This window comes from Streptomyces sp. JNUCC 63, assembly GCF_054366325.1.
This window is the reverse complement of record NZ_CM135963.1, coordinates 23,005-46,024: the sequence shown is the minus strand read 5'-3', so window position 1 is coordinate 46,024 and position 23,020 is coordinate 23,005. Positions and strand designations below refer to the sequence as shown.

At 71.1% G+C, this 23,020-nt stretch carries 22 protein-coding genes; 14 read left to right on the top strand and 8 right to left on the bottom strand.

What is annotated here, in order from left to right; all coding sequences use genetic code 11:
- Position 1: 1 nt before the first annotated feature.
- The 6 genes from ACX25U_RS00205 (at position 2) to ACX25U_RS00180 (ending at position 5,825) form a co-directional block, all read left to right on the top strand.
- The gene (locus ACX25U_RS00205) at positions 2 to 1,858 is read left to right on the top strand and encodes an alpha/beta fold hydrolase (RefSeq protein ID WP_454387877.1); all 1,857 of its coding nucleotides are present in this window, start codon (positions 2 to 4) and stop codon (positions 1,856 to 1,858) included.
- Positions 1,855 to 2,574, top strand: a complete 720-nt coding sequence (locus ACX25U_RS00200) for a 2-hydroxychromene-2-carboxylate isomerase (protein ID WP_454387875.1) — start codon at positions 1,855 to 1,857, stop codon at positions 2,572 to 2,574. The genes ACX25U_RS00205 and ACX25U_RS00200 overlap by 4 nt, the downstream gene beginning before the upstream one ends.
- A 16-nt stretch (positions 2,575 to 2,590) precedes the next feature.
- The gene (locus tag ACX25U_RS00195; RefSeq protein WP_454387873.1) at positions 2,591 to 3,064 is read left to right on the top strand and encodes a cobalamin B12-binding domain-containing protein; all 474 of its coding nucleotides are present in this window, start codon (positions 2,591 to 2,593) and stop codon (positions 3,062 to 3,064) included.
- Positions 3,061 to 4,392: a methylaspartate mutase gene (locus tag ACX25U_RS00190; protein ID WP_454387871.1), complete on the top strand. Its 1,332-nt coding sequence runs from the start codon at positions 3,061 to 3,063 to the stop codon at positions 4,390 to 4,392. The genes ACX25U_RS00195 and ACX25U_RS00190 overlap by 4 nt, the downstream gene beginning before the upstream one ends.
- Entirely contained in the window at positions 4,346 to 4,954 is a 609-nt protein-coding gene (locus tag ACX25U_RS00185; RefSeq protein WP_454387869.1) for a hypothetical protein, read from the top strand. Before ACX25U_RS00190 ends, ACX25U_RS00185 begins: the two co-directional genes overlap by 47 nt.
- 112 nt (positions 4,955 to 5,066) lie before the next feature.
- The gene (locus ACX25U_RS00180) at positions 5,067 to 5,825 is read left to right on the top strand and encodes a thioesterase II family protein (RefSeq protein ID WP_454387868.1); all 759 of its coding nucleotides are present in this window, start codon (positions 5,067 to 5,069) and stop codon (positions 5,823 to 5,825) included.
- Between the two features lie 539 nt (positions 5,826 to 6,364).
- On the opposite strand, the gene ACX25U_RS00175 is transcribed toward ACX25U_RS00180, so the two are convergent.
- Both ACX25U_RS00175 and ACX25U_RS00170 read right to left on the bottom strand, forming a co-directional pair.
- Positions 6,365 to 7,384, bottom strand: a complete 1,020-nt coding sequence (locus ACX25U_RS00175; RefSeq protein WP_454387866.1) for a metallophosphoesterase — start codon at positions 7,382 to 7,384, stop codon at positions 6,365 to 6,367.
- A 114-nt stretch (positions 7,385 to 7,498) separates the two neighbouring features.
- Entirely contained in the window at positions 7,499 to 7,675 is a 177-nt protein-coding gene (locus tag ACX25U_RS00170; RefSeq protein ID WP_454387864.1) for a hypothetical protein, read from the bottom strand.
- Between the two features lie 291 nt (positions 7,676 to 7,966).
- Here ACX25U_RS00170 and ACX25U_RS00165 point away from each other — a divergent pair, with 291 nt between their 5' ends.
- The 5 genes from ACX25U_RS00165 to ACX25U_RS00145 all read left to right on the top strand — a co-directional run bounded on the left by ACX25U_RS00165 (position 7,967) and on the right by ACX25U_RS00145 (position 14,704).
- Positions 7,967 to 9,799, top strand: coding sequence for an AMP-dependent synthetase/ligase (locus ACX25U_RS00165; RefSeq protein ID WP_454387862.1), 1,833 nt, complete (start codon positions 7,967 to 7,969; stop codon positions 9,797 to 9,799).
- A 496-nt stretch (positions 9,800 to 10,295) separates the two neighbouring features.
- On the top strand, positions 10,296 to 10,427 hold the full coding sequence (locus tag ACX25U_RS00160; protein ID WP_454387860.1) for a hypothetical protein: 132 nt from the start codon (positions 10,296 to 10,298) through the stop codon (positions 10,425 to 10,427).
- Positions 10,428 to 10,668: 241 nt separating this feature from the next.
- A complete protein-coding gene (locus ACX25U_RS00155; protein ID WP_454387858.1) occupies positions 10,669 to 11,445 on the top strand; it encodes an IclR family transcriptional regulator in 777 nt (258 codons plus the stop codon).
- The gene (locus ACX25U_RS00150; RefSeq protein WP_454387857.1) at positions 11,369 to 12,790 is read left to right on the top strand and encodes an MFS transporter; all 1,422 of its coding nucleotides are present in this window, start codon (positions 11,369 to 11,371) and stop codon (positions 12,788 to 12,790) included. Before ACX25U_RS00155 ends, ACX25U_RS00150 begins: the two co-directional genes overlap by 77 nt.
- Before the next feature lie 639 nt (positions 12,791 to 13,429).
- On the top strand, positions 13,430 to 14,704 hold the full coding sequence (locus ACX25U_RS00145) for an MFS transporter (RefSeq protein WP_454387855.1): 1,275 nt from the start codon (positions 13,430 to 13,432) through the stop codon (positions 14,702 to 14,704).
- A gap of 286 nt (positions 14,705 to 14,990) precedes the next feature.
- Here the strand turns inward: ACX25U_RS00145 and ACX25U_RS00140 are convergent, their stop codons facing one another.
- Positions 14,991 to 15,434: a hypothetical protein gene (locus tag ACX25U_RS00140; protein ID WP_454387853.1), complete on the bottom strand. Its 444-nt coding sequence runs from the start codon at positions 15,432 to 15,434 to the stop codon at positions 14,991 to 14,993.
- A 170-nt stretch (positions 15,435 to 15,604) separates the two neighbouring features.
- On the bottom strand, positions 15,605 to 16,429 hold the full coding sequence (locus ACX25U_RS00135; protein WP_454387851.1) for a dienelactone hydrolase family protein: 825 nt from the start codon (positions 16,427 to 16,429) through the stop codon (positions 15,605 to 15,607).
- A gap of 99 nt (positions 16,430 to 16,528) precedes the next feature.
- Between ACX25U_RS00135 and ACX25U_RS00130 the strand changes: the two genes are divergently transcribed.
- Positions 16,529 to 17,539 (top strand): GlxA family transcriptional regulator, encoded by a 1,011-nt coding sequence (locus tag ACX25U_RS00130; protein WP_458633797.1) that lies wholly within the window; start codon positions 16,529 to 16,531, stop codon positions 17,537 to 17,539.
- Positions 17,540 to 17,711: 172 nt separating this feature from the next.
- Here the strand turns inward: ACX25U_RS00130 and ACX25U_RS00125 are convergent, their stop codons facing one another.
- The 4 genes from ACX25U_RS00125 to ACX25U_RS00110 form a co-directional block, all read right to left on the bottom strand.
- Positions 17,712 to 18,098 carry a VOC family protein gene (locus ACX25U_RS00125; RefSeq protein ID WP_454394740.1) on the bottom strand — a complete coding sequence of 129 codons (387 nt, stop codon included), beginning with the start codon at positions 18,096 to 18,098 and terminating at the stop codon, positions 17,712 to 17,714.
- Positions 18,095 to 18,388 (bottom strand): ArsR/SmtB family transcription factor, encoded by a 294-nt coding sequence (locus ACX25U_RS00120; RefSeq protein ID WP_454387847.1) that lies wholly within the window; start codon positions 18,386 to 18,388, stop codon positions 18,095 to 18,097. The genes ACX25U_RS00125 and ACX25U_RS00120 overlap by 4 nt, the downstream gene beginning before the upstream one ends.
- A gap of 261 nt (positions 18,389 to 18,649) precedes the next feature.
- Entirely contained in the window at positions 18,650 to 19,159 is a 510-nt protein-coding gene (locus tag ACX25U_RS00115) for a hypothetical protein (protein WP_454387845.1), read from the bottom strand.
- Positions 19,160 to 19,164: 5 nt separating this feature from the next.
- Positions 19,165 to 21,879: a helix-turn-helix transcriptional regulator gene (locus ACX25U_RS00110; RefSeq protein WP_454387843.1), complete on the bottom strand. Its 2,715-nt coding sequence runs from the start codon at positions 21,877 to 21,879 to the stop codon at positions 19,165 to 19,167.
- A 387-nt stretch (positions 21,880 to 22,266) separates the two neighbouring features.
- Here ACX25U_RS00110 and ACX25U_RS00105 point away from each other — a divergent pair, with 387 nt between their 5' ends.
- Both ACX25U_RS00105 and ACX25U_RS00100 read left to right on the top strand, forming a co-directional pair.
- Positions 22,267 to 22,500, top strand: a complete 234-nt coding sequence (locus tag ACX25U_RS00105) for a heavy-metal-associated domain-containing protein (protein WP_454387841.1) — start codon at positions 22,267 to 22,269, stop codon at positions 22,498 to 22,500.
- A complete protein-coding gene (locus ACX25U_RS00100) occupies positions 22,497 to 22,973 on the top strand; it encodes a hypothetical protein (protein WP_454387839.1) in 477 nt (158 codons plus the stop codon). The genes ACX25U_RS00105 and ACX25U_RS00100 overlap by 4 nt, the downstream gene beginning before the upstream one ends.
- Positions 22,974 to 23,020 lie beyond the last annotated feature (47 nt).

Below are 23,020 nucleotides of genomic sequence, written 5' to 3'. Positions count from 1 at the left end.
CATGGCGAAACCGAACGGGGCCCGCCCGGCGACCCCTCCGGACGGGTGGACGCCGGTGGCCGAAACCCGCACAGCGCGCGAACGGCTGGCGGTGCTGGGGACGACCTCCCCGGCACCGCGCCCGGCCGCGCCCGTGGTGGCCCTGGTCCACGGGCTCGAGGGCCACTGGACCGGATGGCGGCCACTGGCCGGACAGCTCGCCGGCCGCTGCCGCGCCTACGCGCTCGACCTGCCCTGGCGCGCCGGCAACCACTACCGCTGGCGGCACCACGGCACCCCCGCGCACTGGCTGCGCGAGGCACTCGCCCTGGTCCCCGAGCCCGTCGACGTCCTGATCGGCCACTCCTTCGGCGCCAACGCCGTCCTGGAACACCTGGCCACCCCGGGCGACCTGTCCCAGCCGCGCGCCGCGGTGCTCCTCGCCCCCTTCTTCCGCCCCGAGACCCTCACGGTGGACTGGCCCCTGTACGAGGCGGCGCTGGCGGGCTTCCGCCAGGTCATCACCGACGGCGTAAGGGTCGGGCTGGGGGAGCGGGCCCGGCATCTGGACCCCGATGTGCTGGCCGCCATGGCCGACACCGCGGTCGAGGGGATCGGCCCCGTCGGATTCCTCAGCCTGTTCCTCCAGTTCACCGGCACCACCGAGCTGGACCTCGGCGCCGTCACCGTGCCGACCCTCGTCCTGGCGGGCGAGAACGACACGTCCCTGTCCGAGGACCGCGCCGCGGCCCTGGCCGCCGCCATGCCCGCGGCGACGGTCCGCAGACACCCGCACTACACGCACTTCTGCCACGCGGAGCAGGCCGCCGACGTCGGCGCGGACATCACCGCCTTCCTGACCGACGCCATCGCCTTCCCGACGGACACACCCATCACCACCCCTCTCACCACGAAGGAACCACCCATGACCGAGCTGCTGGACGGCACCCTCACCACCCCGGTGGGCCGGCCCCGCTACGAAGGCGCCAACATCCGCACCTGGATCGGCTTCAAGCACTTCATGTACCTGACGGAGGAGGCGGTCCTCCAGTACTTCCGCGAGCGCGGGGTGGGCGCGGAGACGCTCTACCACACCTACGGCCTCGGCCTGGAGATCGTCGACCACTCGGTGAGCCTGCCCGCCACGCTCGGCATCGACGACGAGGTGACCGCCGTCGTGGAACCGGGCAGGCCCAAGCCCGGCCACGGCGCCCCGTTCAAGGTCAGGCTGACCGTGCGGCGGGACGGGGAGACCGTCACCGTCCTCACCGGCAAGATCCGGGTCGCCCTGGTCACCCTCAAGGACGCCCCGGCCGGCGTCCGGCCCGTCCCCGCCCACCTGGAGCCGTACGTCGTCCCCGAGGTGGCCGCGCTCGCGGACGCCGCCGGCCACGAGCCCCAGGCCGTCGCCGACGGCGACCTGGAGGCCGTCCTCACCCCGCCCGGCTCCAACGCGTTCCTGTGGTCCTGGCGGATCCCGTACTTCTACTGCCACTTCTCCGACCGGCTCCAGCACTCCGGCTACGTCCGGGCCATGGAGGAGGTCGTGGACCGCTTCCTGGACGACCGCGGCATCTCCATCCGCACCATGCTCGACGAGCGCGGCTGGATCCCCGTGGTGTCCCGGGCCCGCGCGCACATGCTCGCCGACGCCTTCATGGAGGAGACCCTGCACACCGTGTTCACCGTCCAGGAAATCATCAAGGACGTGATGTACACCGCCGCCTTCGACACCTACGTCCACCGGGACGGACGGCTGGTGCACACCGCCACCGGCAGCATCATGCACGGCTACGCCGTCAGCCGCGGCGAACAGGCCGGCTCACTCGCCGAGTTCGACGACACCACCCGCACCGCGCTGCTGGGAGGCACCCGATGAAGCGGCCGCCCCGCCTGTACTTCAACCTGCGCAGCCCGTTCAGCTGGATGGGCCTCAAACGGCTCGAGGAACGCTTCCCGCAGGCCCCCGAGGTCATCGAGTACTACCCGTACTGGGACCCGGACGACACCACGCGCGCCGCGCTCGAGGAGCGCGACTCCGGCTTCCACTACACCCAGATGAGCAAGGCCAAGCACCTGTACATCCTTCAGGACACCAAGCGGCTGTCGACCCGCTTCGGGTACAAGATGGCCTGGCCCGTGGACATCGACCCGTGGTGGGAGGTGCCGCACCTGGCCTGGTTGAAGGCGCGTCACCTCGGCCGCGAGCGCGACTTCTACACGGCCGTCACCGAGGCCCGCTGGGAACGCGGCGAGAACATCTGCGACCCCCAGGTGCTGCACCGCATCGCCGAAGCGGCCGGGTTCGACGGCGACGAGATGGTGGCCGCCGTCGACGACGCCGAACTGCGCGCCGAAGGCGTGGACGCCCTCGTCGCCGCCTATGACGACGATGTGTTCGGCATCCCGTACTTCAAGGTCGGACGTCACCGCTTCTGGGGCCTGGACCGGGTCGACGCCTTCCTCGACGAGCTGATCCCCGCCCTGAGGAAGGCCGGCGTGCCCGTGACCGAACCCGCCTCGGACCAGGTGCCGGCCGCACTGCTCGACCGGGTCGGCGCCTACGACTCCGACTCCGCGGGCGGCTGCGGCTGAGGCCAGGAGAGATCCCATGCTCATGAATCCCGTCACCGCGGCCGTCGTCCCGAGCGGCCGCACCGTACTGCTCAGCAGCGTGTCCTCGGACTCCCACACCTGGAACCTCGTCTTCCTGCAGCTGCTGCTGGAGGAGATGGGCCACCACGTCGTCAATCTCGGCGCGTGCGTACCGGACGAACTGCTGATCGAGGAATGCTCCGCGATCCGTCCCGACCTGGTGGTGATCAGTACGGTCAACGGTCATGGGCAGGTGGACGGACACCGGCTGATCGGCAAGATGCGCAGCCGGCCGGAGACGAGGCACACCCCGGTGGTGATCGGCGGAAAGCTGGGCATCACCGGGGGAGCCCAGGAGGACACGGCGCACCGGCTCATCTCCGCCGGCTTCAGCGCCGTGTTCGCGGACGACGCCGAACCGGCGGCCCTGGGCCGGTTCCTGGCCTCCCTGGACCGCGCCAGGCCGCGCCGGCAGGTCGCCGCCTCATGAGCGCCACCGGCTCCTTCGCCGGGCTCGCCGCCCTCCGGCGCTCCGCGGGGCTGCTCGTCCAGCCCCGCATGGGCTTCAGCGACCCCCGGCAGATGCGCGCGGGACTCCTGGCCGTGCGTCAGGCGCGCGCGGCCACCGTCGCCACCCTCACCCTCGACAGCTACACCAGGGTCAAGGACTACGCCTCGGCCGGGCGCGCGCTCGCCGACGGCATCCCGCTCAACGGCTACCCCCTCGTCACACACGGCCCGGCCACCACCCGCGCCGTCCTCGACGGCATCCAGGGACCCGACCTGCCCGTCCAGGTCAGACACGGCTCCGCGGTCCCCGACGACATCATCGCCGCCCTCGTCGAGGCCGGCCTGGACGCCACCGAGGGAGGACCCGTCTCGTACTGTCTGCCCTACGGCCGGGTCCCGCTGCGGGAGGCGACCGCGAGCTGGGCACGCTCCTGCCGCCGGTTCGCCGAGCTCAGGGACCGGGGCATCGAGCCGCATCTGGAGAGCTTCGGCGGCTGCATGATGGGCCAGATGTGCCCGCCCGGCCTGCTCATCGCCATCACCGTGCTCGAGGCGCTCTTCTTCCACCAGCACGGGCTGCGCAGCGTCTCGCTCAGCTACGCCCAGCAGACCGACGCCCGGCAGGACGAGGAGGCGGTGGCCGCGCTGCGGTCGCTGGCCACCGCCTTCCTTCCGGACGACACCGACTGGCACATCGTGGTCTACACGTACATGGGCAAGTACCCGCGCACCCGTGGCGGCGCCCTCCTGCTGCTGCGCGAGGCCGCCGGACTCGCCGTTCGCACGGGCGCCACCCGGCTCATCGTCAAAACCCCGGCCGAAGCGCACCGCATCCCCACCATCGAGGAGAACGTCGAGGCCCTGGAGTACGCGGCCGTCGCCGCTGCGGCGGCCGACGGCGCGGGCACGCCCCCGGGCCGGCCCCCGGACACCGGCATCGCCGCCGAGGCCCGGCAGCTCATCGAAGCCGTACTCGACCTCCACCCGGACGTCGGCCAGGCCCTGCTGCGCGCCTTCGCCAAGGGCTATCTCGACGTGCCGTACTGCCTGCACTCCGACAACCGCGGACGCGCCCGCGGCTACATCGACGAGGCGGGGCGGCTGCGGTGGGCCTCCGTCGGCTCGATGCCCATCCGGGGCATCACCGGCGGCGAACGCGACCACTCCGTCGGCAGCTCGGAACTGCTGTCGGCGCTGTCGTACGTGGAACGCAAACACGACCTGCTGGCCCTGCAGAGCCAGGACACCACGAGGACAAGCGATGCACTGGACGCTGGAACGGCTCCTGCCGACCTACGACAAGCATGAACACCACAGCCGCTGGATCGCCGCCCCGCCCGAGCGGGTCTGGCACGAACTCATGGACCTGCGCGCGGGCGACCTCGCAGTGACCCTGGGCCTGATGCGGGTACGCGGCGGTCCCACCGCATGGGTGAAGGGCGTGGACGCCGGCGCCCATGACGGAATGGACCTGCGCGTCCTGGACTCCATGGCCCCCCGCGAGATGGCCGTCGACCCGCCGCACGAAGTGATCCTCGGCGACATCGCCCGCTATGCCGCCCTGCGCCCCTCGCGCCCGGACATAGAACGCGGCGATCCCCTGGCCTTCGCGCGGTTCGACGAACCCGGCTGGTCCAAGGTCGTGATGAACTTCCGCCTCACCCCCGACCGCGACGGCACCCTCCTGTCCACCGAGACCCGCGTCCTGAACACCGACCCCGCCACGCGTCGTGCCTTCGTCCTCTACTGGGGCTTCATGCGCGCGGGCAGCGGCATGATCCGCCACGACATCCTGCGGGCGATAGCGAAGAAGGTGACAACCCCCCAGGGCGGGGATCCCGGGAGTCCGGGCCCATCGAAAGCGTCGTAGCGGCGCCCGTGCGCCCGATGACCACCCAACTCCTGACCGCCCTGCCGAAGCCGCCGAACCCGACACCGGACGAGCCGTACAAGTCGTACGAGCCCCATGAGAGAACGGGACCGTGACCGTGACCCACTTCGCCACTCCCTGGCTGCGCCGTCCCCGCCCTCATCCGGATCCGGCCGTCCGACTGCTGTGCCTACCGCACGCCGGTGGCTCGACCGCGCTCTACCGCCGCTGGAAAGACTTGCTGCCGCCTGCGATCGAGCCGGTGCTGGTCTGCCCGCCGGGGCGCGAGAACCGGCTGGACGAGCCGCTGCCCACGGCGCTCCCCGAACTGGTGGCGGGGTTGGGCCAGGCCGTGGCGCCCCTGCTGGACCGGCCGTGGGCGGCGTTCGGGCACAGCATGGGGGCCACGGTCGCGCACGAACTGGTCCTGTGGCTGCTCAAGCGCAGGCACCGGCCGCCGGAGCACCTCTTCGTGTCCGCGCGGGAGGCGCCACAGCACCACCGCGGCGGCACTGCGCACCTCCTGGAAGACGACGCCCTGTCCGCCGAGCTGATCCGGCTCGGCGGCACCTCACGGGAAGTCCTCGCCATGGCCGAGGTGCGGCAGCTGGTGCTGCCCGCGGTACGCGGCGACTACCGGCTCATCGAGACCTACGCGGCGAACCCCGATGGCCCGGTGCCCTGCCCGCTGACCGCGCTCGTCGGCTCCGCCGACACGGAGTTGACCGCCGAGGAGGCCGAGGGCTGGGAGAAGTGGACCACGGGTCCCTTCCGGCTGCTGACCTTCCCCGGCGGCCACTTCTACTTCTCGGACCGGCCGGAGGCGGTCGTCGAGGCCGTGCGCCGACGGCTGCTCACCCCTCCGGGCTGAGGCTCCGTCGGGCCAAGTGCCCCTCCGCCGGTCATGACCGCTGCCACGGCAGGTACGTTGCCGTGAGCACGGCGTGGTTGCTGCCGTGCCCGGGCACGGCGCAGGCCGCACGCCGGCCTTCGACCAGCAGGTCGCCTGGTGACTGCCGAGTGCCCCGAGCCGGCAGTCGCGCAGTTGACGCGCGTGGCGTGGCGGACGGTCGGGGCGATCGTGGCGCTGTTCGTGGCGGACCGGGATGCCGGGGCCGACCTGCCGGCGGGCCTGCGCCGGGTCGGCACCCGCACCGCCGACGCGGTCGACGCCCTCGTCATGCTCACCCTCGGAGCCGATCGCCCCGACCCTGCCAGGGCGCCGACTCGCCTCAGACTGACCACACATCAAGCAGAAAACTCGTTCCACGGGTGTGGCGAGTTGCTGGGCCACCGGTCGTCTCCCCGGCGTCGCGACGACTCCCCACGGCTACTCGGTTTCCACAAGTCGGCCTGTGGCCGTGGTGCCGGAAAGGGCGACGCCTGCACACCGATGACGCCGTGGCCGACTCACCGCGCGTGGGCGAAGGGCACCCGGGTCCAGCTCAGGGCCTGCTTGCGGCCGGGGTCGACCGTGACCTTCAGCCAGTTGGCGACTTTCGTCGAGCCGTCGACGGTGACCCGGTTGAGGTTGGGCGCGACGGTCTTGACGCCGTAGAAGGACAGCCACTTGGAACCGGTGTCCAGCGGCTTGTCGCTGTTGTAGACGTGGCTGTCGCCGTTGAAGAGATACACCGGGCCACGGAACTTGGCAGACTCCTCGGCGATGGCCTTGACGATCGGCTGGAAGGCGTAGTAGTCAGCGAAGGACGGGCTGGTGACCGTCGGGTCGAACATGTCGGCCTGGGTGAGCAGGACGACAGCCTTGTTGCGGCTGTGCTCGGCGGCCGCGAAGGTCTCGCGGATCTCCTGCACGACAGCGGCCGTACGGCCCAGTACCTCGGCCGCCTGCTCCGGCGTGGCCGTGGTGTTGCCGGTCCACGGGGCCATGCTGTTGTTGCTGCCCACGATGTGGAGGGCAGCGAAGGCGACGTCCGCCCGGCTGTACCGGACGTCCTCGGGGTAGCCCTGGTCGGCCTGCGAGGTCACCCGGACGCTGTTGCGGCCCAGTGTCCAGCCCGGCCGGGGGAAGAAGACCTCGCGGATGGCGGCCAGGCGCTCCAGCGGGTTGTGGCTGCCGTTGTTGGGCCGGTGGCAGTCGGTCCACTCGTTGTCGCCCACCGTGTAGACCAGCGGGTCCTCGAATGTGTCGAAGTCCGACTTGATCTGCTGGAAGTAGGTGTCGCTGCAGACGGTGGAACCGTCCTTGATGTCGCCGAGGTGGTTGACGAACCGTACGTCGGGGTCGGCGTTGATCTGGCTGATGATGCTCGGGAAATCGGCGATCTGGGCGTCACCGTAGGGAATGTCACCGATCACGGCGAAGGCGAAGCGGCCGTTTCCGGAGCCCGCCGCCGGCTGGCTCGGCAGGGCAAGCGTGAGGGCACTCAGGGTCAGCGCGACGGTTGCCGCGCGGCGCCGGCGTCTCATGGGAACCTCCTGGGGAGTAGGCAGCAGCAATGTTCTGCTCGAGCGTTAACTCCTCTTCGGCCCGGGAGGGCGAGGGGATGAACAGAGGCCGTACACAGGTCACCTGGTCCAGGTTCAGCCGGCCAACCCCTGGTTGCTCCTCGCCCACCGCACCGCGGAGGAGGACGCCCGGGTGTTCACGCTGCCGGTCGCGCAGATCCTGATGACGTCGGCGCCGTCGCGGAGCAGCTCCCTCGTCGCCCACCGGACCTGGACGGGATCGTCCGCCGGTTCGTTGAACGGCCCGAGCACGGCCGTTCGGGTCGAATCCGCTGGGCATGCTGAAGTTGGCGTGTTCGCCGGTGCGGCTCACAAGCCGCACGCGACGTGCGGTCCGACGACGCGCAGGTGCGCGGAGCGCTCGCCGTCGTACGCCGCCCGCACCACGCGTGTGTCACCGCCGTAGGCCGTAACCTCCTCCTTCGACGCACATGCGAGCGAGCAAGGTCGGGCAAGCCCCTAGGCAGCCAGGTCAATGGCCGGTATTTTGCGCCCCTGCCCGCCGTGAGACGCGGCAGGGCGACAGTTGATCGAGGGGGTGCGGTGCGGGACTTCAGCCTTCCGCCGCTGGTAGCGACTCTGCCCACGGGTGGCCTGGCGGACTCGGTGTACGACGTGGCCGAGCACGACCCGAAACTGGTACAGCTGTCCCGGCGCAGCAGCGAACCGGACAGTGACGAGTGGATCCCGGTCACGGCGGCGGAGTTCCGCCACGAGGTGATGGGGTTGGCGAAGGGGCTGCTGGCCGGGGGCGTACAGTTCGGTGAGCGGGTTGCCGTGATGTCCCGGACCCGCTACGAGTGGACGCTGTTCTGTTATGCGCTGTGGTCCATCGGCGCCACGGTCGTCCCCGTCTACCCCACCTCCTCTGCGGATCAGGTCCGTTGGATCCTGTCGAACGCGCAGGTGGCGGCGATCGTGGTGGAGCACGAGGACCATGCCATGACCGTAGGAGCGGCCTGCGACGGGCTGCCGCTGCGCTCGATGTGGCAGCTCGACGCGGACTGCGTAGGGCAGTTGACGGCTCTGGGCCGGGACGTCCCGGACGCCGAGGTGCACCGTCACCGCCGGGCGGTGGGGCCTCGGTCGGTCGCCACCATCGCGTACACCTCGGGCACCACCGGGCTGCACCCCAAGGGGTGTGTGATCACCCACGCCAATCTGGCGGTCGAGTGCGACACCCTCTACGCGGGCTGGAAGGAGATCATCGCCGAGCCGGGGGAGCAGCCGTCCATCCTGGCGTTCCTGCCGCTGTCCCACATCTACGGCCTGATGGTGCAAGTGGTGTGCTTGCGCGGCGGCGTCCGGCTGGGCCACCAGCCCGACCTCACGCCCGCCGCCCTGCTGCCCGCCCTGGCATCCTTCCGGCCGACGTACGTCTTCGCCGTGCCGTACGTCTTCGAGAGGATCTTCCACAAGGCGCGCCGTGCGGCCGAGGACGCCGGGCGGGGGCAACTGTTCGACAAGGCTGCGGAGATCGCGGTGCGCCATGCCGAGGCGGTGGAGCGGCGGGACAAGGGAGAGGGTCCCGGGCCGGGGCCGATGCTCAGGGCCGCGCACGCGGTGTTCGATCGCCTGGTGTACGGACGGTTGCGGGCCGTGCTGGGCGGCCGTGTCCGGAACGCCACATCCGGTGGGTCGACCTTCGACCGGGAACTCGGCCTGTTCTTCGCCGGTGCCGGGATCACCATCCACGACGGGTACGGGCTCACGGAGACCACCGCCGCGGTGACCAGCCAACCGCCGGGCCGCCCTCGGTTCGGCACGGTGGGCAGGCCGCTGCCGGGCTGTGCCGTCCACATCGCATGGGACGGGGAGATCTGGGTCCGCGGCGATGTCGTGTTCTCCGGCTATCACGGCGACCCGGAGGGCACCAAGGCGGTGTTGCGCGACGGCTGGTTCGCGACGGGCGACGTGGGCCACCTCGACGACGACGGCTTTCTCGTGATCACCGGACGCAAGAAGGACATCATCGTCACCAGCGGCGGGAAGAGCGTCAGCCCTCAGGTCCTGGAGGAGAGACTGCGGAGGCACCCCCTGATCTCCCAATGTCTCGTGGTCGGCGACAACCGGCCGTTCATCGCCGCCCTGATCACCCTGGACCTCGAGGCGTCGGAGCACTGGCACCAGGTGCGCGGGAGACCGCTGTCCCGCTCCGGGGGGATGACCGTCGCCAAGGAAGTGCACGCGGAGATCCAGCGGGCCGTGTCCATGGCGAACAGCGCGGTGTCACGGGCCGAGTCGATTCGAAGATTCCGGGTTCTTCCCACCGAGTTCAGCATGGCCGACGGCCTCATGACACCGTCGCTCAAACTGCGGCGGGGCGCGATCGTGAAGGCGTACGCGGCGAAGATCGAGGAGCTCTACGCGTCCTGAGAGGCCGCCGGGATTCCCGGCGGCCTCCGCCCTTTCGCAGGGTGGCCGCATGGGCGGGGACCTGGTGCCCCGGCTGAGGCCGGTGGTGGTCGCGGACGACGACGCCGGGCCGCGGCTCTGCCGTGGATGTGGTGGTCCGCCGATGCCGTCGGCGAAGGCAACGGCGGTGTTCTGCTCGTCTGCATGCCGCTCGCGGCATTGGCGGCGGATGCGGCGAGCGAGGGCGAGAACCAAGGCGGTTCAGGCCGACCGGACGTCCGCCTGCCCGGCAACCGCCGCCGACGGCCGTGGTACGACACCCCCACAGCCGTCGGCCTGGTCGCCCGGATCGTCCGGCCGCCAGGGCCAGGACCGCGGCCAGGACGGTGGTGCCCCAGACGGTCATGCAGTAGGCGGATGCGGAGGTGTGGTCCGCGGGTGTTCGGCCGTCCGCCTGGAACGAGGTGAAGGCCGCCAGGTCGTCAAGGTCGCCGCCGACACAACAGGTGTTCCGGCCGTGCGCGGCAAGCGGTGTGCCACGGTTCGCAGGGCCGGCACCGTCGACCGGATCGTTCCGGTCGCGGAGTTCCCCGAGCATCTGCGCGACGCCGGCGCGGGCACCACTGGAAAGTTCACCCTCCGTCGGTGAACCGTTACCGCAGCAAGTCGCCCGCGTGTCCCACACCGGCCGTCCCGCCCTGCGTGCAGACAGGGAGAGGGCGCCGGTGTGGGACACGCGCGTATGTGGACACCGGGCACCAGGAAGCATTTTTGTATCGCTGAGAGAGACACAAACCGTCCATTTTCTTGATTGTCATCCTGGGTGTACCGTCCTAAAGGACGGGATGGCGGTACTGCACTCGGTGGTTCGGGTGCGGGGGAGGAGCGGAGTGGAAGGCCGGCAGCCGGCGAAGGCGTACATCAACGAGTCGCTGGAAGCGGGACTGCGTCTGCTGCGGCTCTTCGACACCGATCAGGCCATGACCGTCACGGACGCAGCGAATACGCTGGGCGTCGCCCGGTCCACCGCGCACCGCTTGCTCGCCACGCTGGAGGCCCAGGGATTCCTCGTCCGCAACCTGCCGGGCCGCGGCTACCTCGCCGGACCTGAGCTGGCGCGTCTGGGAGCCCCCGCGGGCTTCGACGAGGCCACCCGGGAGCGAACCCGGCCGGTGCTCGACGAAGCGGCGGCCCGCACCCTGGAGACGGTCCAGACCGTCGCGCTCACCGGCAACCAGACGGTCATCACCGCCGGGCGCCGATCCCCGCACGAGGTGCGCGTCGCGCTGGAGATCGGGCGGACCTTCCCCGCGCACGCCACCGCGGGCGGGAAGCTGCTGCTGTCCCATCTGACGGACGAGCAGGTCCGGGTGATCTACCCGGAAGAGGCCCTGCCCGCTCTGACCGAGCACACCATCACCTCCCGGACCGAGCTCCTCGACGAACTGGCCGCCGTCCGGGAACGGGGATACGCACTCAGCCGTGGCGAGTCCGTCGCCGGGATGCACGGCGTGGGCGTTCCGCTCGGCGGCCCCAGCTGGCGCAGCCGGCTTGCCCTGATGGCCTGCGCGCCCGCCGACCGCGGTGACGATGCGGCGCTTTCCCGTTGGGCGCAGGAGCTGCGGCAAGCCGCGGGCCTGTTCCGGAGCAAGCGACGGCGCTCTTGAGGCAGGCACCGCACACAGAAACTGGATACGGAGGACCATGACAACCGGAGGCCATAAGCCGGGCCGGTGGATACGCCGTCACTTTCACGGCGTCGGATATGTATTGATCGTGCTGCTGGTGGGCGCCAACATGCCCACCGCGCTGTACGGCGGGTACCGGGAAGAATTCGGGTTCTCGCCCATCACCCAGACTCTCGTCTTCGCCGTCTACGCCGCGGCTCTCGTACCGGCCCTGCTGACGTTCGGGCCCTTGTCGGACTCCATCGGCCGCCGCCCTGTCCTTGCGATCGCACTGCTCTTCGGTGCTCTCGGCGCGGGACTGCTGGCCTGCGCCGACTCAACGGCCTGGCTGTTCGCCGGGCGGATCGCACAAGGGCTGTCGGTCGGTACCTGTTCGGCGGCGGGCGCCGCCGCGCTTGTCGAACACGAGCCGGACGGGAACCACGCCAAGGCCGCGACTGCGGCGACGGCGACCACTGCCGTGGGTGCCGCACTCGGCCCGGTTGGTGCGGGTGCCCTCGCCCAGTATCTGCCGCACGGATTCGTCCTGCCCTACCTGGTGCACCTGTGCATCCTGGTGCCTGGTCTGGTGGCTGTCGCGCTGCTGCCTGCCGCCCCGAAGGCGCGCCGGGACAGTCGCAAGGACACCCGTCCGAAGGTGCGGATCGTGATGCCCCGTGTCCCGAAGACGGCCCGCGCCGCCTTCGCGGCCGGAGTGTCCGCCTCTGCGGTTGCCTGGGCGGTTGCCGGGTTGTTCCAGGCGGTCGTGCCGTCCTGGATCGGTGAGCTGCTGGGCACCAAGAACCTGCTCGTCGGCGGCGCCGTCGCTGCCCTGATCATGCTGTGCTCGGCCGCCACACAGCTCGGGGCCCGGCGGATGCTGCACCACCTCGGGCAACGAATCGGGCTCGCCCTGCTCGCCGTCGGCATGCTGTGCCTGCTGGTGGTCAACCAACTCCAGTCGCTGCCCCTGCTCTTCGTCACCACTGCCCTCACAGGCGTCGGTCACGGTCTTGCCTTCTCCGGCGGCATGCAGCAGATCAACGGCGCCCTGGCGGCCGAGGCGCCTGAGGTGCGCGGCTCCGTGCTCGCAGCCTTCTACGCCGTCACCTATGCGGCTCTGGGGCTGCCCGTCATCGGGATCGGTCTGCTCGTCACCCTTCAAGGCATGGGCGCGGCCGTGACCGAGTTCTCCATCGCTGCGGCAATCGCCTGCGCGGTCATCATGTTTGCCAACCGCCGGTCAGCCAGTCGCTTCCCGGGCCGGCTGGTCGCCGGGGCGTCGCCGACGAGCCGGACAGGGGGCTGCGCCGTTTCCGAGCTCAGCACGGATCCGGTCCGCTGATCGACCGGCACCCCAGCCGGTCCCGTCAATCCCACAAGGCCAGGGCCTCCTTTCGCAACAGGCCGCAGGCAACGCCCGCAGCGCGCGCTTTCCAGGCAGCCGGATTCCGGCCGGTGGGCGCCGAGGCGCTGCTCCTCGCGTTGTAGGCATGTTGCGGAGCACTCAATGAGTGTTTTGATCCGCTTTGCCGTACTCATCGCCAATGTGCACAGCCTGAAATGCCTGGAAGTTTCGTGCCGGCGGGAATCTTCCGCCTCACTGCTGAACCAGACGGAATCCAGCGCCGAGGGGCAGATCGAACGGACGTGCAGGTTGGCGCCCGGAAAGCCGAGAAGGCACGCGTAAGACGCGAAACAACATAAAAGTTGTGAACCGCGGGAGTGGCTCAGTGTCACCATCCATCCCCAAACGATCCCTTGGAGCCCGCCCGATTACGGCATGACATAGGTCACGGAGCGTCTGGCTCGATCTTGGAATGCGCAGCCCCCTGCCGCTGCTGCACTCCTCGAGGGCTTGCCCTGTTCCGAGGGCGTGCTGGGCGATGGTGCTCAGCGCGACGGGCCTCGGGAGCTGGAGACGGCCCAGGCCTTTCCCGCTTCCTCGTTCCTGGACCGCTGTTGTTGAAAGGTTTCCTGCGCCATGCCACTGGCTCTGCTGGCTCTGGCTGTCGTCGCGTTCGGTATCGGCACGACCGAGTTCGCCACGATGGGGCTGCTGCCCCAGATCGCTGACGGGATCGGCGTGTCCGTGCCGCACGCCGGCAACCTCGTCTCGGCCTACGCGCTCGGTGTTGTCGTCGGCGCCCCCGTGCTGACGGGCATCGGTGCGCGGGTACCCCACAAACGGCTGCTGCTGTTCCTGTCCGGGCTGTTCGTGGTCGGCAACATCGCGTCCGCGCTTGCTCCCGATTTCGGCCTCCTGTTCGCCGCGCGTTTCCTGGCGGGTCTGCCGCACGGAGCGCTGTTCGGCGTGGGCGCCGTCGTGGCCTCCCGGCTGGTCGCCCCCGAACGGGCCGCGCGCGCCGTCTCGAGGATGTTCCTCGGACTCACCATCGCGAACATCGTCGGCGTCCCGGCCGGCACGGCCCTAGGGCAGCAGCTGGGCTGGCGGTCCGCCTACGTCGCGGTCGCCGTCATCGGCCTTGTCGCGCTCGCCTCGCTGGCATTCTTCGTTCCTCACCAGCCACGCGGCCGGCAGTCCGGAATCCGGCACGAGCTGCGGGCCATGGGCAACAGGCAGGTCGCGATCGGTCTGGCCACGGCAGTTGTGGGCTTCGGCGGGTTCTTCGCCGTCTACAGCTACCTGGTGCCCATGCTGACGCACCTGACGGGCATCTCCAACTCCTCGACCACTTTGGTCCTCGCTCTCTACGGCGTCGGCATGACGCTCGGCACTCTGATCGCGGGCCCTCTCACGGACCGGGCCCTGCGCCCGACGCTGTACGCGGGGCTCGCTCTGCTCGCCGTGGCACTGGTGACGTTCTACTTCACGGTCCACAGCACCGTGCCCGCCCTGGTGACGATCACCTTCATCGGTGCGATGGGTTCCTTCATCACCACGCCCGTCCAGATGCTGCTCATGGCCAAGGCGAAGAACGCTCCCACGATGGCGGCGGCCTCCAACCACTCCGCCTTCAACCTGGCCAATGCGGGGGGCGCCTGGCTTGGCGGCTTGGCCATCTCGGCAGGCTGGGGCTGGGCCTCGCCCAGCCTGGTCGGCGCGGCTCTTGCCGCAGCAGGCCTCGGCCTCGCCTTCATCGGCGGCCTCATGGACCGGGGCGACCCCCGCTCCGTGGTGATCACTTCGTCCGGCGCGGAGGCCTCGACGGGAGCCGGACAGGTCGCGGCAGCCCAACGCATGGACGAACCTGCTCGCTCCCCCCGGTCTCCGGCAGCCTCCGGGGACCGGGGGTAGCGCCCTCAGGCCCGGCGACCCGATGGGACCGGCCCGGCATGAAGCGCTGTCGGCGGCCTTGGCCGAAAGCCGCACCAACAGAGCCCGGTGCGGGAGCGGCCGGCCGGGGCGGCGGCCGTATCGGCGCCCACCTGGACGGCCGCCAAGGGCCACGCGATGCGGACCGGCACCTGATGGCCGGTCAACGGATCCTGGAGAGCGCTGGTTTCCTCCTCCGGGACGGCGAGAGCGGCCAGGCGTGGACCGGATGGCGGTCCGGGCCTGGCTGGAGAAGTGGTCGCAGGGCTCAAGTGGCAGCGCAACGCTGTGACCTGCTGCACTCTCGGCTCGGGACCATGGGCGGGTGGTGCGCGGCCGCCGCGCGGCGGTGCGCGGGAGCGGTGGGCAGCGTTGCGTGGGGCGTCTGCGGGGTGTGGGTCTGGCTCCCGCTGACTGTGCTGTCGGGGTCCTGGACGGGGTGCCATACGGGTTCGGAGGGGCCGTCTTGGAGCAGGTCGGCCAGCGGCGCCGTCAGGACGGGTACGTCGCGCGGGAAGCCGGACAGCGCCGGGTCCGCGGTGGCCGCGTGCGGGGCGCTGATGCGGGTCTGGACTCCGGCGGGGCCGGTGCCCTCCAGGACGGACAGCAGCCGGGGGAAGGGCGGGTGGCGCCGTCGCCATTCCTCCCGCGCCGGCTCCTGGCAGGCCGGCCCGCATCGCGGCTCCTTGTCTCCACGGCTGCCCGACCACAACCGTTCTGTCCTGTGCCACCGAAGGTTGAGCGTGTGTCGTCGAAGTCCGGGTGGCCTGTGTCACCAGCGGTCGCCGAGGGGCGGTGACGAGTCACCCCAGGTCGACTACCAGGCCGCATCGGGAAGCGGTGGCGCTCCCTCGTACGGCCAGGTGCTGGAGTGCCGGGGGCTCATTCCGGCCGCGTCCCGAGCCGCTCGGCCAGGAAGGCGATGATCTCGTTTTGAGCCTGCATGGTGGGGTGGCCGTCCTGGTCGACGAGGTGTGCCGTGACGACGCTGTGGGCGCAACCGACGACGTCACGGAAGAAGGGCGGAGGATTCGTGTTCGCCGTCTCGGCTTTGAGTACGCGGCCTTCGAACGCTTCCCCGAGCAGTGCTCGGTAAGCCGCGAACCGCCGGCCGGTGCACCACCTGTCGTTGTCGAAGCGGTAGGCGAGAACCTTCAACCCGTCTCGCGCTACGCGTTCAGCCACGGCAACCGCGTCTTCGTCGCTGATCTCCAGACCGCCGGGGTCGTCGAGCGGAAGCGACGGATGGTTGACCACCGGTGCGATGACGGCGGGTTCGAGCGCCATGGTCAGGGCGAAGTTGCCGGTGAAACACAGACCGACGGCACCCACGCCAGGCCCGCCACACTCGGCGTGCGCCAGGCGGGCGAGACCGCGCAACCATGTGACGACGGGGCTGGTGCCGCCACCGGCAAACGCTCGGAACTCGGCGCTGACGCACGCGCGTCGAACGATGGTCTCGCCTGCCTCGGCGAGCGGATAGGCACCGTCGACACCGAAAAGGGAGGGCAGGTACACGGAGAAGCCGGCATCTCGCACCCAACGCGCGAACCGCGCGACGTCGGGGCTGATGCCCGGCATCTCGGGCATGAGGATGACTGCCGGTCCTGACCCGGCAACGTACACGGTTTTGTCGACGTCGTCGACGCCGACGGCTCTCCGCGAGAAGTCGTCCAAGGGGTCGCTCTGTCCTCGCATGATGGTCATGACCGAGATGATGAGGAGTGGCCGCCCTCCTGAGAAGCGGCGGCATCGCCACGTATCCCGGTAATATCGCCACCCGTTCAAAGGCGTCGGAGGGGCCGCATGAGTCCGTTGCGAGTTGGTGTGCTGGCCTACCCCGGCTGCTTCGCGTCGGAGGTATTCGGAGTCCCCGACCTCCTGGCGATGGCAACTCACGTCGCCGCGGCGCAAGGGCCGGTTCAGCCGGCCTACGAGACGTCGGTCGTCTCGCCCCGGCGGCGTGTGATCGCGTCCGGCGGCTCGGTCCTCGACGTCTCGGCGATTCGCCCGGTAGACGTCCTGATCGTGCCGGGTTTCGAGCTTTCGCCCACGCTCGATCTCGACGCGACACTCGCAAACCTGGGACCGGAAATAGCGTCGATTCGATCGCAGGCGGCCTCCGGGACCGCTGTCGTATCGATCTGCGTGGGCGCCTTCCTGGTCGCTGAAGCCGGGCTGCTCGGCGGGCGCGAAGCGACCACGTCCTGGTTGTTCGCGGATCGGTTTGCCGACCGGTACGCCGACGTGCGCCTCCGCCCGGAGAGCTTGGTCGTGACCGACCGGGGGGTGACGACCACAGCGGCCTTCAGCGCCATGTACGACTTCGCGCTGCAGTTCATCCGCGAGCACGACGGCCCCCGCGTCGCCCGTAGCACCGCGCGCATCGCGCTTGTCGATGACGCACGTTCCACGCAGGCTTCCTATGTCGACTCGGGGCTCATACCCACTGCGGGCAGGGAGTTCTCGCTCAGCGTCAAACGGTGGCTCGACCAGAACCTCAGCGCTCGCTATGACCTGCCCGCCCTCGCCCAGGAGTTCCACGTAAGCACGAGAACCATGCTCCGTCGCTTCGGCGACGAAGCCGGCGAGACGCCACTCGCGTACCTGCAGACGGCCCGGGTGCGTCGAGCCGAACACTTGCTGGAGACGACCGACAGGACCGTCGCCAGCATCGCCGCCGACGTCGGGTACCGCGACCCTGGGGCGTTCAGCGGCATCTTCGCCAGACACACGGGCCGGCGCCCGAGGGAGTACCGTGCGGTATTCCATCGTCGCCGCGACCACCACGGGTCAACCCGACCAGCGGAGACGTGAGACCTGCCCGCGACGGCAACAGGCCCCCTCAGGGCCGGGCCGAGCACGGGCCTCCGCAGGCCCGCGCCCCTGCCGGACACGTCCATCCGGGGACCGTCGGCGCCGCCGCCCTGCTCGTCCGCTCGGAACCTGACCGTGGACGGCAGCTGACGGCCGGTCGCTGCGGCCGGGCTTACTTGTACTGGGCGATCTGGATCAGGTTGCCGCAGGTATCGTCCAGCACCGCCGTGGTGACCGGGCCCATTTCCAGCGGTTCCTGCGTGAACTGCACCCCGAGCTCGCGCAGCCGGTCGAACTCGGCGTGCACGTCGTCCACGGCGAAGGAGGTGACCGGGATGCCGTCCGCGGCCAGCGCCGCCTTGTACGGCTTCACCGCGGGGTGGCCGTCGGGCTCCAGCACCAGTTCGGTGCCGTCCGGGTCCTCCGGCGAGACCACGGTCAGCCACCGGTGCTCGCCGAGCGGGACCTCGGTCTTCTTCACAAAGCCCAGGACATCGGTGTAGAAGCGCAGGGCCTTGTCCTGGTCGTCGACGAAAACGCTGGACAGGTGGATCTTCATGGGGTGCTCTCCGGCGTATCGGGCCTGAGCCATCGGGTCACGATGCGCTCAAGCGGTTCGGTGTTCAGGTCGTGGAATTTGTAGCGGCCCTGACGTCGGGTCCGGACCAGGCCCGCGGCTTCCAGCACGGCGAGGTGCTGGCTGATCGCCTGGCGGGACAGTCCCAGACCGTGCTTGGTCGCCAGCCGCGCGCAGATCTCGAACAGGGACTGGCCGTTCCGTTCCGTCAGCTCGTCGAGGATGCGCCGGCGGGTGGGGTCGGCCAGCGCCTTGAAGACATCTTCCGCCACGACCACACCATAGGCAAGTAACGACTTGCCTGACAAGCGGGATGCTCTCGCACCGCCTGATCGAAGAGACAGACGCGGGCCCGGATGGGAACCGAGGAGGAGGACCGCACCCGCGCCCTGAGTGCGCCCGAGGTCCGGGACCCGGCCGGAGCGACCCTGCTCCCCGGCTTCGTGGACGCCTGCTGCCATCCCCCGATGCACGGGCAGTTCGGTTCGGACGCCGTCCGCGAGCCGTTCGCCAAGGCGATCGGCGCCCCGGCCTCACTGTTCAGCCTCAACTCCGCGGGCGCCCGCGAGGATCGCAGGGGTCGCGGTGAGATCGTCACCGTCGCCTGCACGGACCCCGTGCGGACGCGCTGTGAGGCCTGTGGGGGACGCCGGTTCAAGGACGACGTACTGGCGCACACGCTGCGCGGCAAGTCCGCCGCGGATGTCCTGGAGATGTCCGCGGAGGACGCCGTCGCGTCCTTCCCCGAGCGCGACGTGCACGACGGACTGGCCGGGCTCCTGGAGGTCGGCCTGAGGTGTCTCCCCCTGGGGCAGCCGTTGAGCACGCTGCCGGGCGGTGAGCGCCGGCGGCTGAAACCCGTCGGTCACCTGCGCCGCACCGGAGCGGTCCACGTGCTCGACGAGCCCACGACCGGGCTGCGCATGTCGGACGTCGACACCCTCGTGACCTTGCTGAACCAACTGGTGGATCGCGGCCAGGGCCGTGGAGTGCCGGCCCGCGAGCGGCGGAAGCAGCCGCTCGCTTTCCAGGGGCAGCGACATGCCGGTCACAGATCCAGCGGGAGGGCGGTGAGCTCGGCGCGGGAGGCGACGCCGAGCTTGCTGAACACGTTGCGCAGGTGGAAGTCGACGGTACGGGGGCTGACGAACAGCTGCGTGGCGGTGTCCCGGTTGGACAGGCCCTGCCGGACCAGGGTGGCGACCTGCCGTTCCTGCGCGGTCAGTTCGGTTGTGGTGGACACGTTGCGGCGGCGGGCGGTCTCCCCGGACGCGCGCAGTTCCTGTGCCGCGCGCTCGGCCCAGGGGGCGGCGCCGAGCTCCTCGAACAGTGCCAGCGCCGCGCGCAGGTGCTCACGGGCGTCGACCCGGCGGCGGGAGCGGCGGAGGTGCTCGCCGAAGGCCAGCTCGGTGCGGGCCCGGTCGGGCAGCCGTAGCGAGTCGGCGTGCGCGGCGAGCGCCTGCGCGAAGTGCTTCTCGGCGCCGTCGCCGTCGGCAAGCAGGGCACGGCCGTGTTCCACGACCGCGGTGGCGGCCGGGGCGCCGGTGCCCTCGGCGAACGCCGTCAGCTCCTCGACCCGGGCGCGGATGATGTCCGGGTGGCCGCTGCGGACGGCGGCGTCGAACAGGTCGAGCGCGGCCATGCGTCGCAGCCCCGGCCCGTGGATCTGCTGGAGGTGGTGCAGCGCGGTCGCCGGCTGCGCCGCTGCGCGCAGCCCCCGTGTCCAGTGCGTCAGGTCCACCACGAGGCTGTCGGTGATGCCGACCGGATGCGCCTGGCGGATCTCGGCGACCTCGGCGAGGTGGTGGTCGGCGGCGGCGTCGCCGCGCAGGGCCGCCACGAGGGCGAGCTCGGCGGTGGGCAGCGCGGTCAGCCCCGGGTGGCCGGTGCTCGCGGCCAGCGGCAGCGCCTCGGCGGCCGCGCCGGCGGCCTTCGCCCAGGCGCCAGTGGCGATCTGGGAGTGGAAGCCGCGGGTGAGCGCGTGCTCGACCATGGTCAGCGCACCGGCGCGTCGGGCCGCGGTCAGCTGCTGCTCGTGCAGGCGCAGCCCGCGCTCGTCGTCGTCGACGAGCACCGCGGCAATGCCGAGGTTGGGCTGCAGCATGTGGTCGTCGACCGGGTCGGCGTCGATGAGGGCGAAGGCCCGCCGGAACAACTCGGCGGCGGCGGCCCAGTCCCGGCGGGCGGCGGCGAAGAAGCCGTGCAACAACGCGTCGGCGGCGCGTGCCCGGGCGGGGGCGTCGGCGGCGGGTGCGGGGACCAGCGTCGCCGGATCGACCGGGCGGGGCGAGTGGGCGCCGAAGGCCGACAGCGACGCGGCGAGCATCACCAGCTGCTGCGCCATCGCGCCGTCCACCCCGGCGGCCGCCTGAGCGGCCTGCAGGACGAGGTCGTAGCCGTCGTTGAGCGAGCGGGTGTTCCACTCGACCTGCCCCTGCAGGGTCAACAGCTGCGCCCGCAGCCGCGGCTCGGTCACGTGTGATGTCGCAGCGGTCGCCAGCGCCGCCGCCCGCGAGGGATGCGCGCCCAGCCAGGCCGACGAGGCGGCCAGGTACAGCCGCCGTCCCCGGGCCTCGCCGCCGGCGGTGAGTTCGGCGGCACGGGTCCACGCGGCGGCCGCCGCCTCGTGACCGCCCCGGCCGGCGGCGCGCTCGGCGACGGCATCCAGCGCCGCGACGACCGTCTCGTCCGGCCGGTCGGTGGCGGCGGCCAGATGCCAGGCGCGCCGGTCGGCGTCGATGTCCGGCACGCCGGCCAGCGCTCGGTGCGCGGCCCGCCGCTGGGCGCTCGTCGCCACCCGGTAGACCGCGGAGCGCACCAGCGGGTGGTGGACGTCGACGGCGTCGCCGTCAACGCACAGCAACCCGGCCCGCTCGACCGCGTCGAGGGCGTCGTCCCCGGCGTCGAGCCGGTCTGCGGCGTCGCGGACGACGGCCAGCCGGCCGGTGTCATCCGCGGCGGCCACCAGCAGGAACCGCTGCGCCTGCTCGGGCAGGCGCCGGTGGCGGTCCAGGAAGGCGCGCTCCACCCCGTCGGTCAGCGGCAGCGGGGTTGGCAGCGGCGCCCGGCCGGCCAGCTGCTCGGCGGTGAGCACTCCGGCCAGCTCGACCAGGGCCAGCGGGTTGCCGCCGGTGCCGGTGACCAGCTCGTCGCGCACCGCGGGGTCGATGGCGCCGCCGGCGCGGGCCGACAGCAGTGCGTCGGCGACCGCGCCGGTCACGCCACCGAGGACGATGTGGGGCAGATCGTCGGCGTCGAAGCGGCGCGCGTCGCCGTCGCGGGCGGCGAACACCAGCGCGACCCGTTCGGCCTGCAGCCGGCGGGCGACGAACAGCAGTGCGGCCGCCGAGGCGTCGTCCAGCCAGTGTGCGTCGTCGACGACTGCCAGGACCGGGGACTCCTCGGCGGCGTCGGCCAGCAGGCTCAGCGTGCCCAGGAACGCCAGGAACCTCTCGCCCGCGCCCTCGGCCTCGCCCAGTGCGGCGCGCAACGCCGCCTGCTGCGGTGGCGGCAGGCGGTCGAGCCCGGCGCGCAGCGGCCACAGCAGCCGCTGCAGCGCGGCGAAGGCCAGTGGGGACTCCGACTCCACACCGGAGGTACGCAGCACCGTCATGTCCGAGGCCGCAGCGACGGCGTCGGCCAGTAGCGTCGACTTGCCCGCCCCGGCCACGCCCCGCACGACCAGCGCGCCTCCGCCGCCCTTGCGGGTCGCGTCGAGCAGGGCAGCGATCGCTGCGCGTTCGGTGTCACGTCCGGCCAGCACAAGATCGATGGTACCGATTCGGATGGACATGTCACGGACGGGTCCAGGGACGGAACCCGGCGAAATCCCCGATGTGAGTGACCGCGCCATCGGCAAGCGTGGAGCCCGCACCCGACAACCCGCTGTCCACCCGGAAGAGGGCCGGAGTCGCCCTGCCGCCCTGGCCACCACACCGCCGGCGGCAACTGCGTCCCACTCCACGAGCGGCCGGACTGCGGGCCCGCGCTGACCGGCCGCCCTTGGCTGCGTCGACTCGGCGCCGGTCGTCGCCCCGGCCGCGACCGGTGGTCCCGGCGGAAATCCCGGCGGTTTCCCCGGTGAGACGCACTCCCTCCGCGCCGAATCCTGTCACCGTCCGCACCACCACCAGACCACTCGAGGAGTTCCATGCTGTCCAACACGCCCCGCACCTTCATCGGCTCGACCACCTTCACCGTGACCGGCATGACCTGCGCACACTGCCGGCGCGCGGTCACCGAGGAGATCGCGGGCGTCGCCGGCGTCGAGTCGGTCACCGTCGACCTGGCCACCGGCACGGTCACCGTCACCGCCTCCCAGCCGGTCGACCGCGCTGACATCGCCGCCGCGGTCGACGAGGCCGGCTACACCCTCGTCCCGTGACCCCCACCGACCACTGGAGATCTGCCGTGCACAGTGAGACCCCGACCTCGAGCGCGCCCACCGACGCCTCGGCTCACCTCCCGCACCGTCCGAGAGCCAAGAAGTTCGTCCTGCACTTCCTCGAGATGGTCGTGGCGATGGCCGTCGGCATGGTGGTCCTGCACCCCGTGTGGATGTTCGTCCTGGACGCCATCGGCGCCGCCGGGCTGATGCGCAACCCGTACACGGGCGCGCTGATCATGGCGACGAACATGACCGTCGCCATGTCCGCGTGGATGAGGTTCCGCGGCCACCGCCGGCGGCCCGTCGCGGAGATGGCCGCGGCGATGTACGTGCCCTTCCTGGTGCTGTTCGTGCCGATGGCGTTCGAGCTCATCGACAAGGGCGCGCTGATGCTCTGGGGGCACGTGCTGATGCTCCCGGCGATGGCCGCGGCGATGCTGCTGCGCCCGTACGAGTACGCCCACTGCTGAGGCCGCCGAGGTCCCGCCCCGCGACGTCGGTGACGCCCGCGACGTCG

Coding starts and splice junctions, on each gene's coding strand:
- ACX25U_RS00115 (WP_454387845.1), bottom strand. CDS start 19,159: ATGTCGCTGCCCCTGGAAAGCGAGCGGCTGCTTCCGCCGCTCGCGGGC.
- ACX25U_RS00105 (WP_454387841.1), top strand. CDS start 22,267: ATGCTGTCCAACACGCCCCGCACCTTCATCGGCTCGACCACCTTCACC.
- ACX25U_RS00175 (WP_454387866.1), bottom strand. CDS start 7,384: ATGAGACGCCGGCGCCGCGCGGCAACCGTCGCGCTGACCCTGAGTGCC.
- ACX25U_RS00150 (WP_454387857.1), top strand. CDS start 11,369: ATGCGGCGCTTTCCCGTTGGGCGCAGGAGCTGCGGCAAGCCGCGGGCC.
- ACX25U_RS00135 (WP_454387851.1), bottom strand. CDS start 16,429: ATGACCATCATGCGAGGACAGAGCGACCCCTTGGACGACTTCTCGCGG.
- ACX25U_RS00185 (WP_454387869.1), top strand. CDS start 4,346: ATGCACTGGACGCTGGAACGGCTCCTGCCGACCTACGACAAGCATGAA.
- ACX25U_RS00200 (WP_454387875.1), top strand. CDS start 1,855: ATGAAGCGGCCGCCCCGCCTGTACTTCAACCTGCGCAGCCCGTTCAGC.
- ACX25U_RS00195 (WP_454387873.1), top strand. CDS start 2,591: ATGCTCATGAATCCCGTCACCGCGGCCGTCGTCCCGAGCGGCCGCACC.
- ACX25U_RS00125 (WP_454394740.1), bottom strand. CDS start 18,098: ATGAAGATCCACCTGTCCAGCGTTTTCGTCGACGACCAGGACAAGGCC.
- ACX25U_RS00145 (WP_454387855.1), top strand. CDS start 13,430: ATGCCACTGGCTCTGCTGGCTCTGGCTGTCGTCGCGTTCGGTATCGGC.
- ACX25U_RS00205 (WP_454387877.1), top strand. CDS start 2: ATGGCGAAACCGAACGGGGCCCGCCCGGCGACCCCTCCGGACGGGTGG.
- ACX25U_RS00190 (WP_454387871.1), top strand. CDS start 3,061: ATGAGCGCCACCGGCTCCTTCGCCGGGCTCGCCGCCCTCCGGCGCTCC.
- ACX25U_RS00130 (WP_458633797.1), top strand. CDS start 16,529: ATGAGTCCGTTGCGAGTTGGTGTGCTGGCCTACCCCGGCTGCTTCGCG.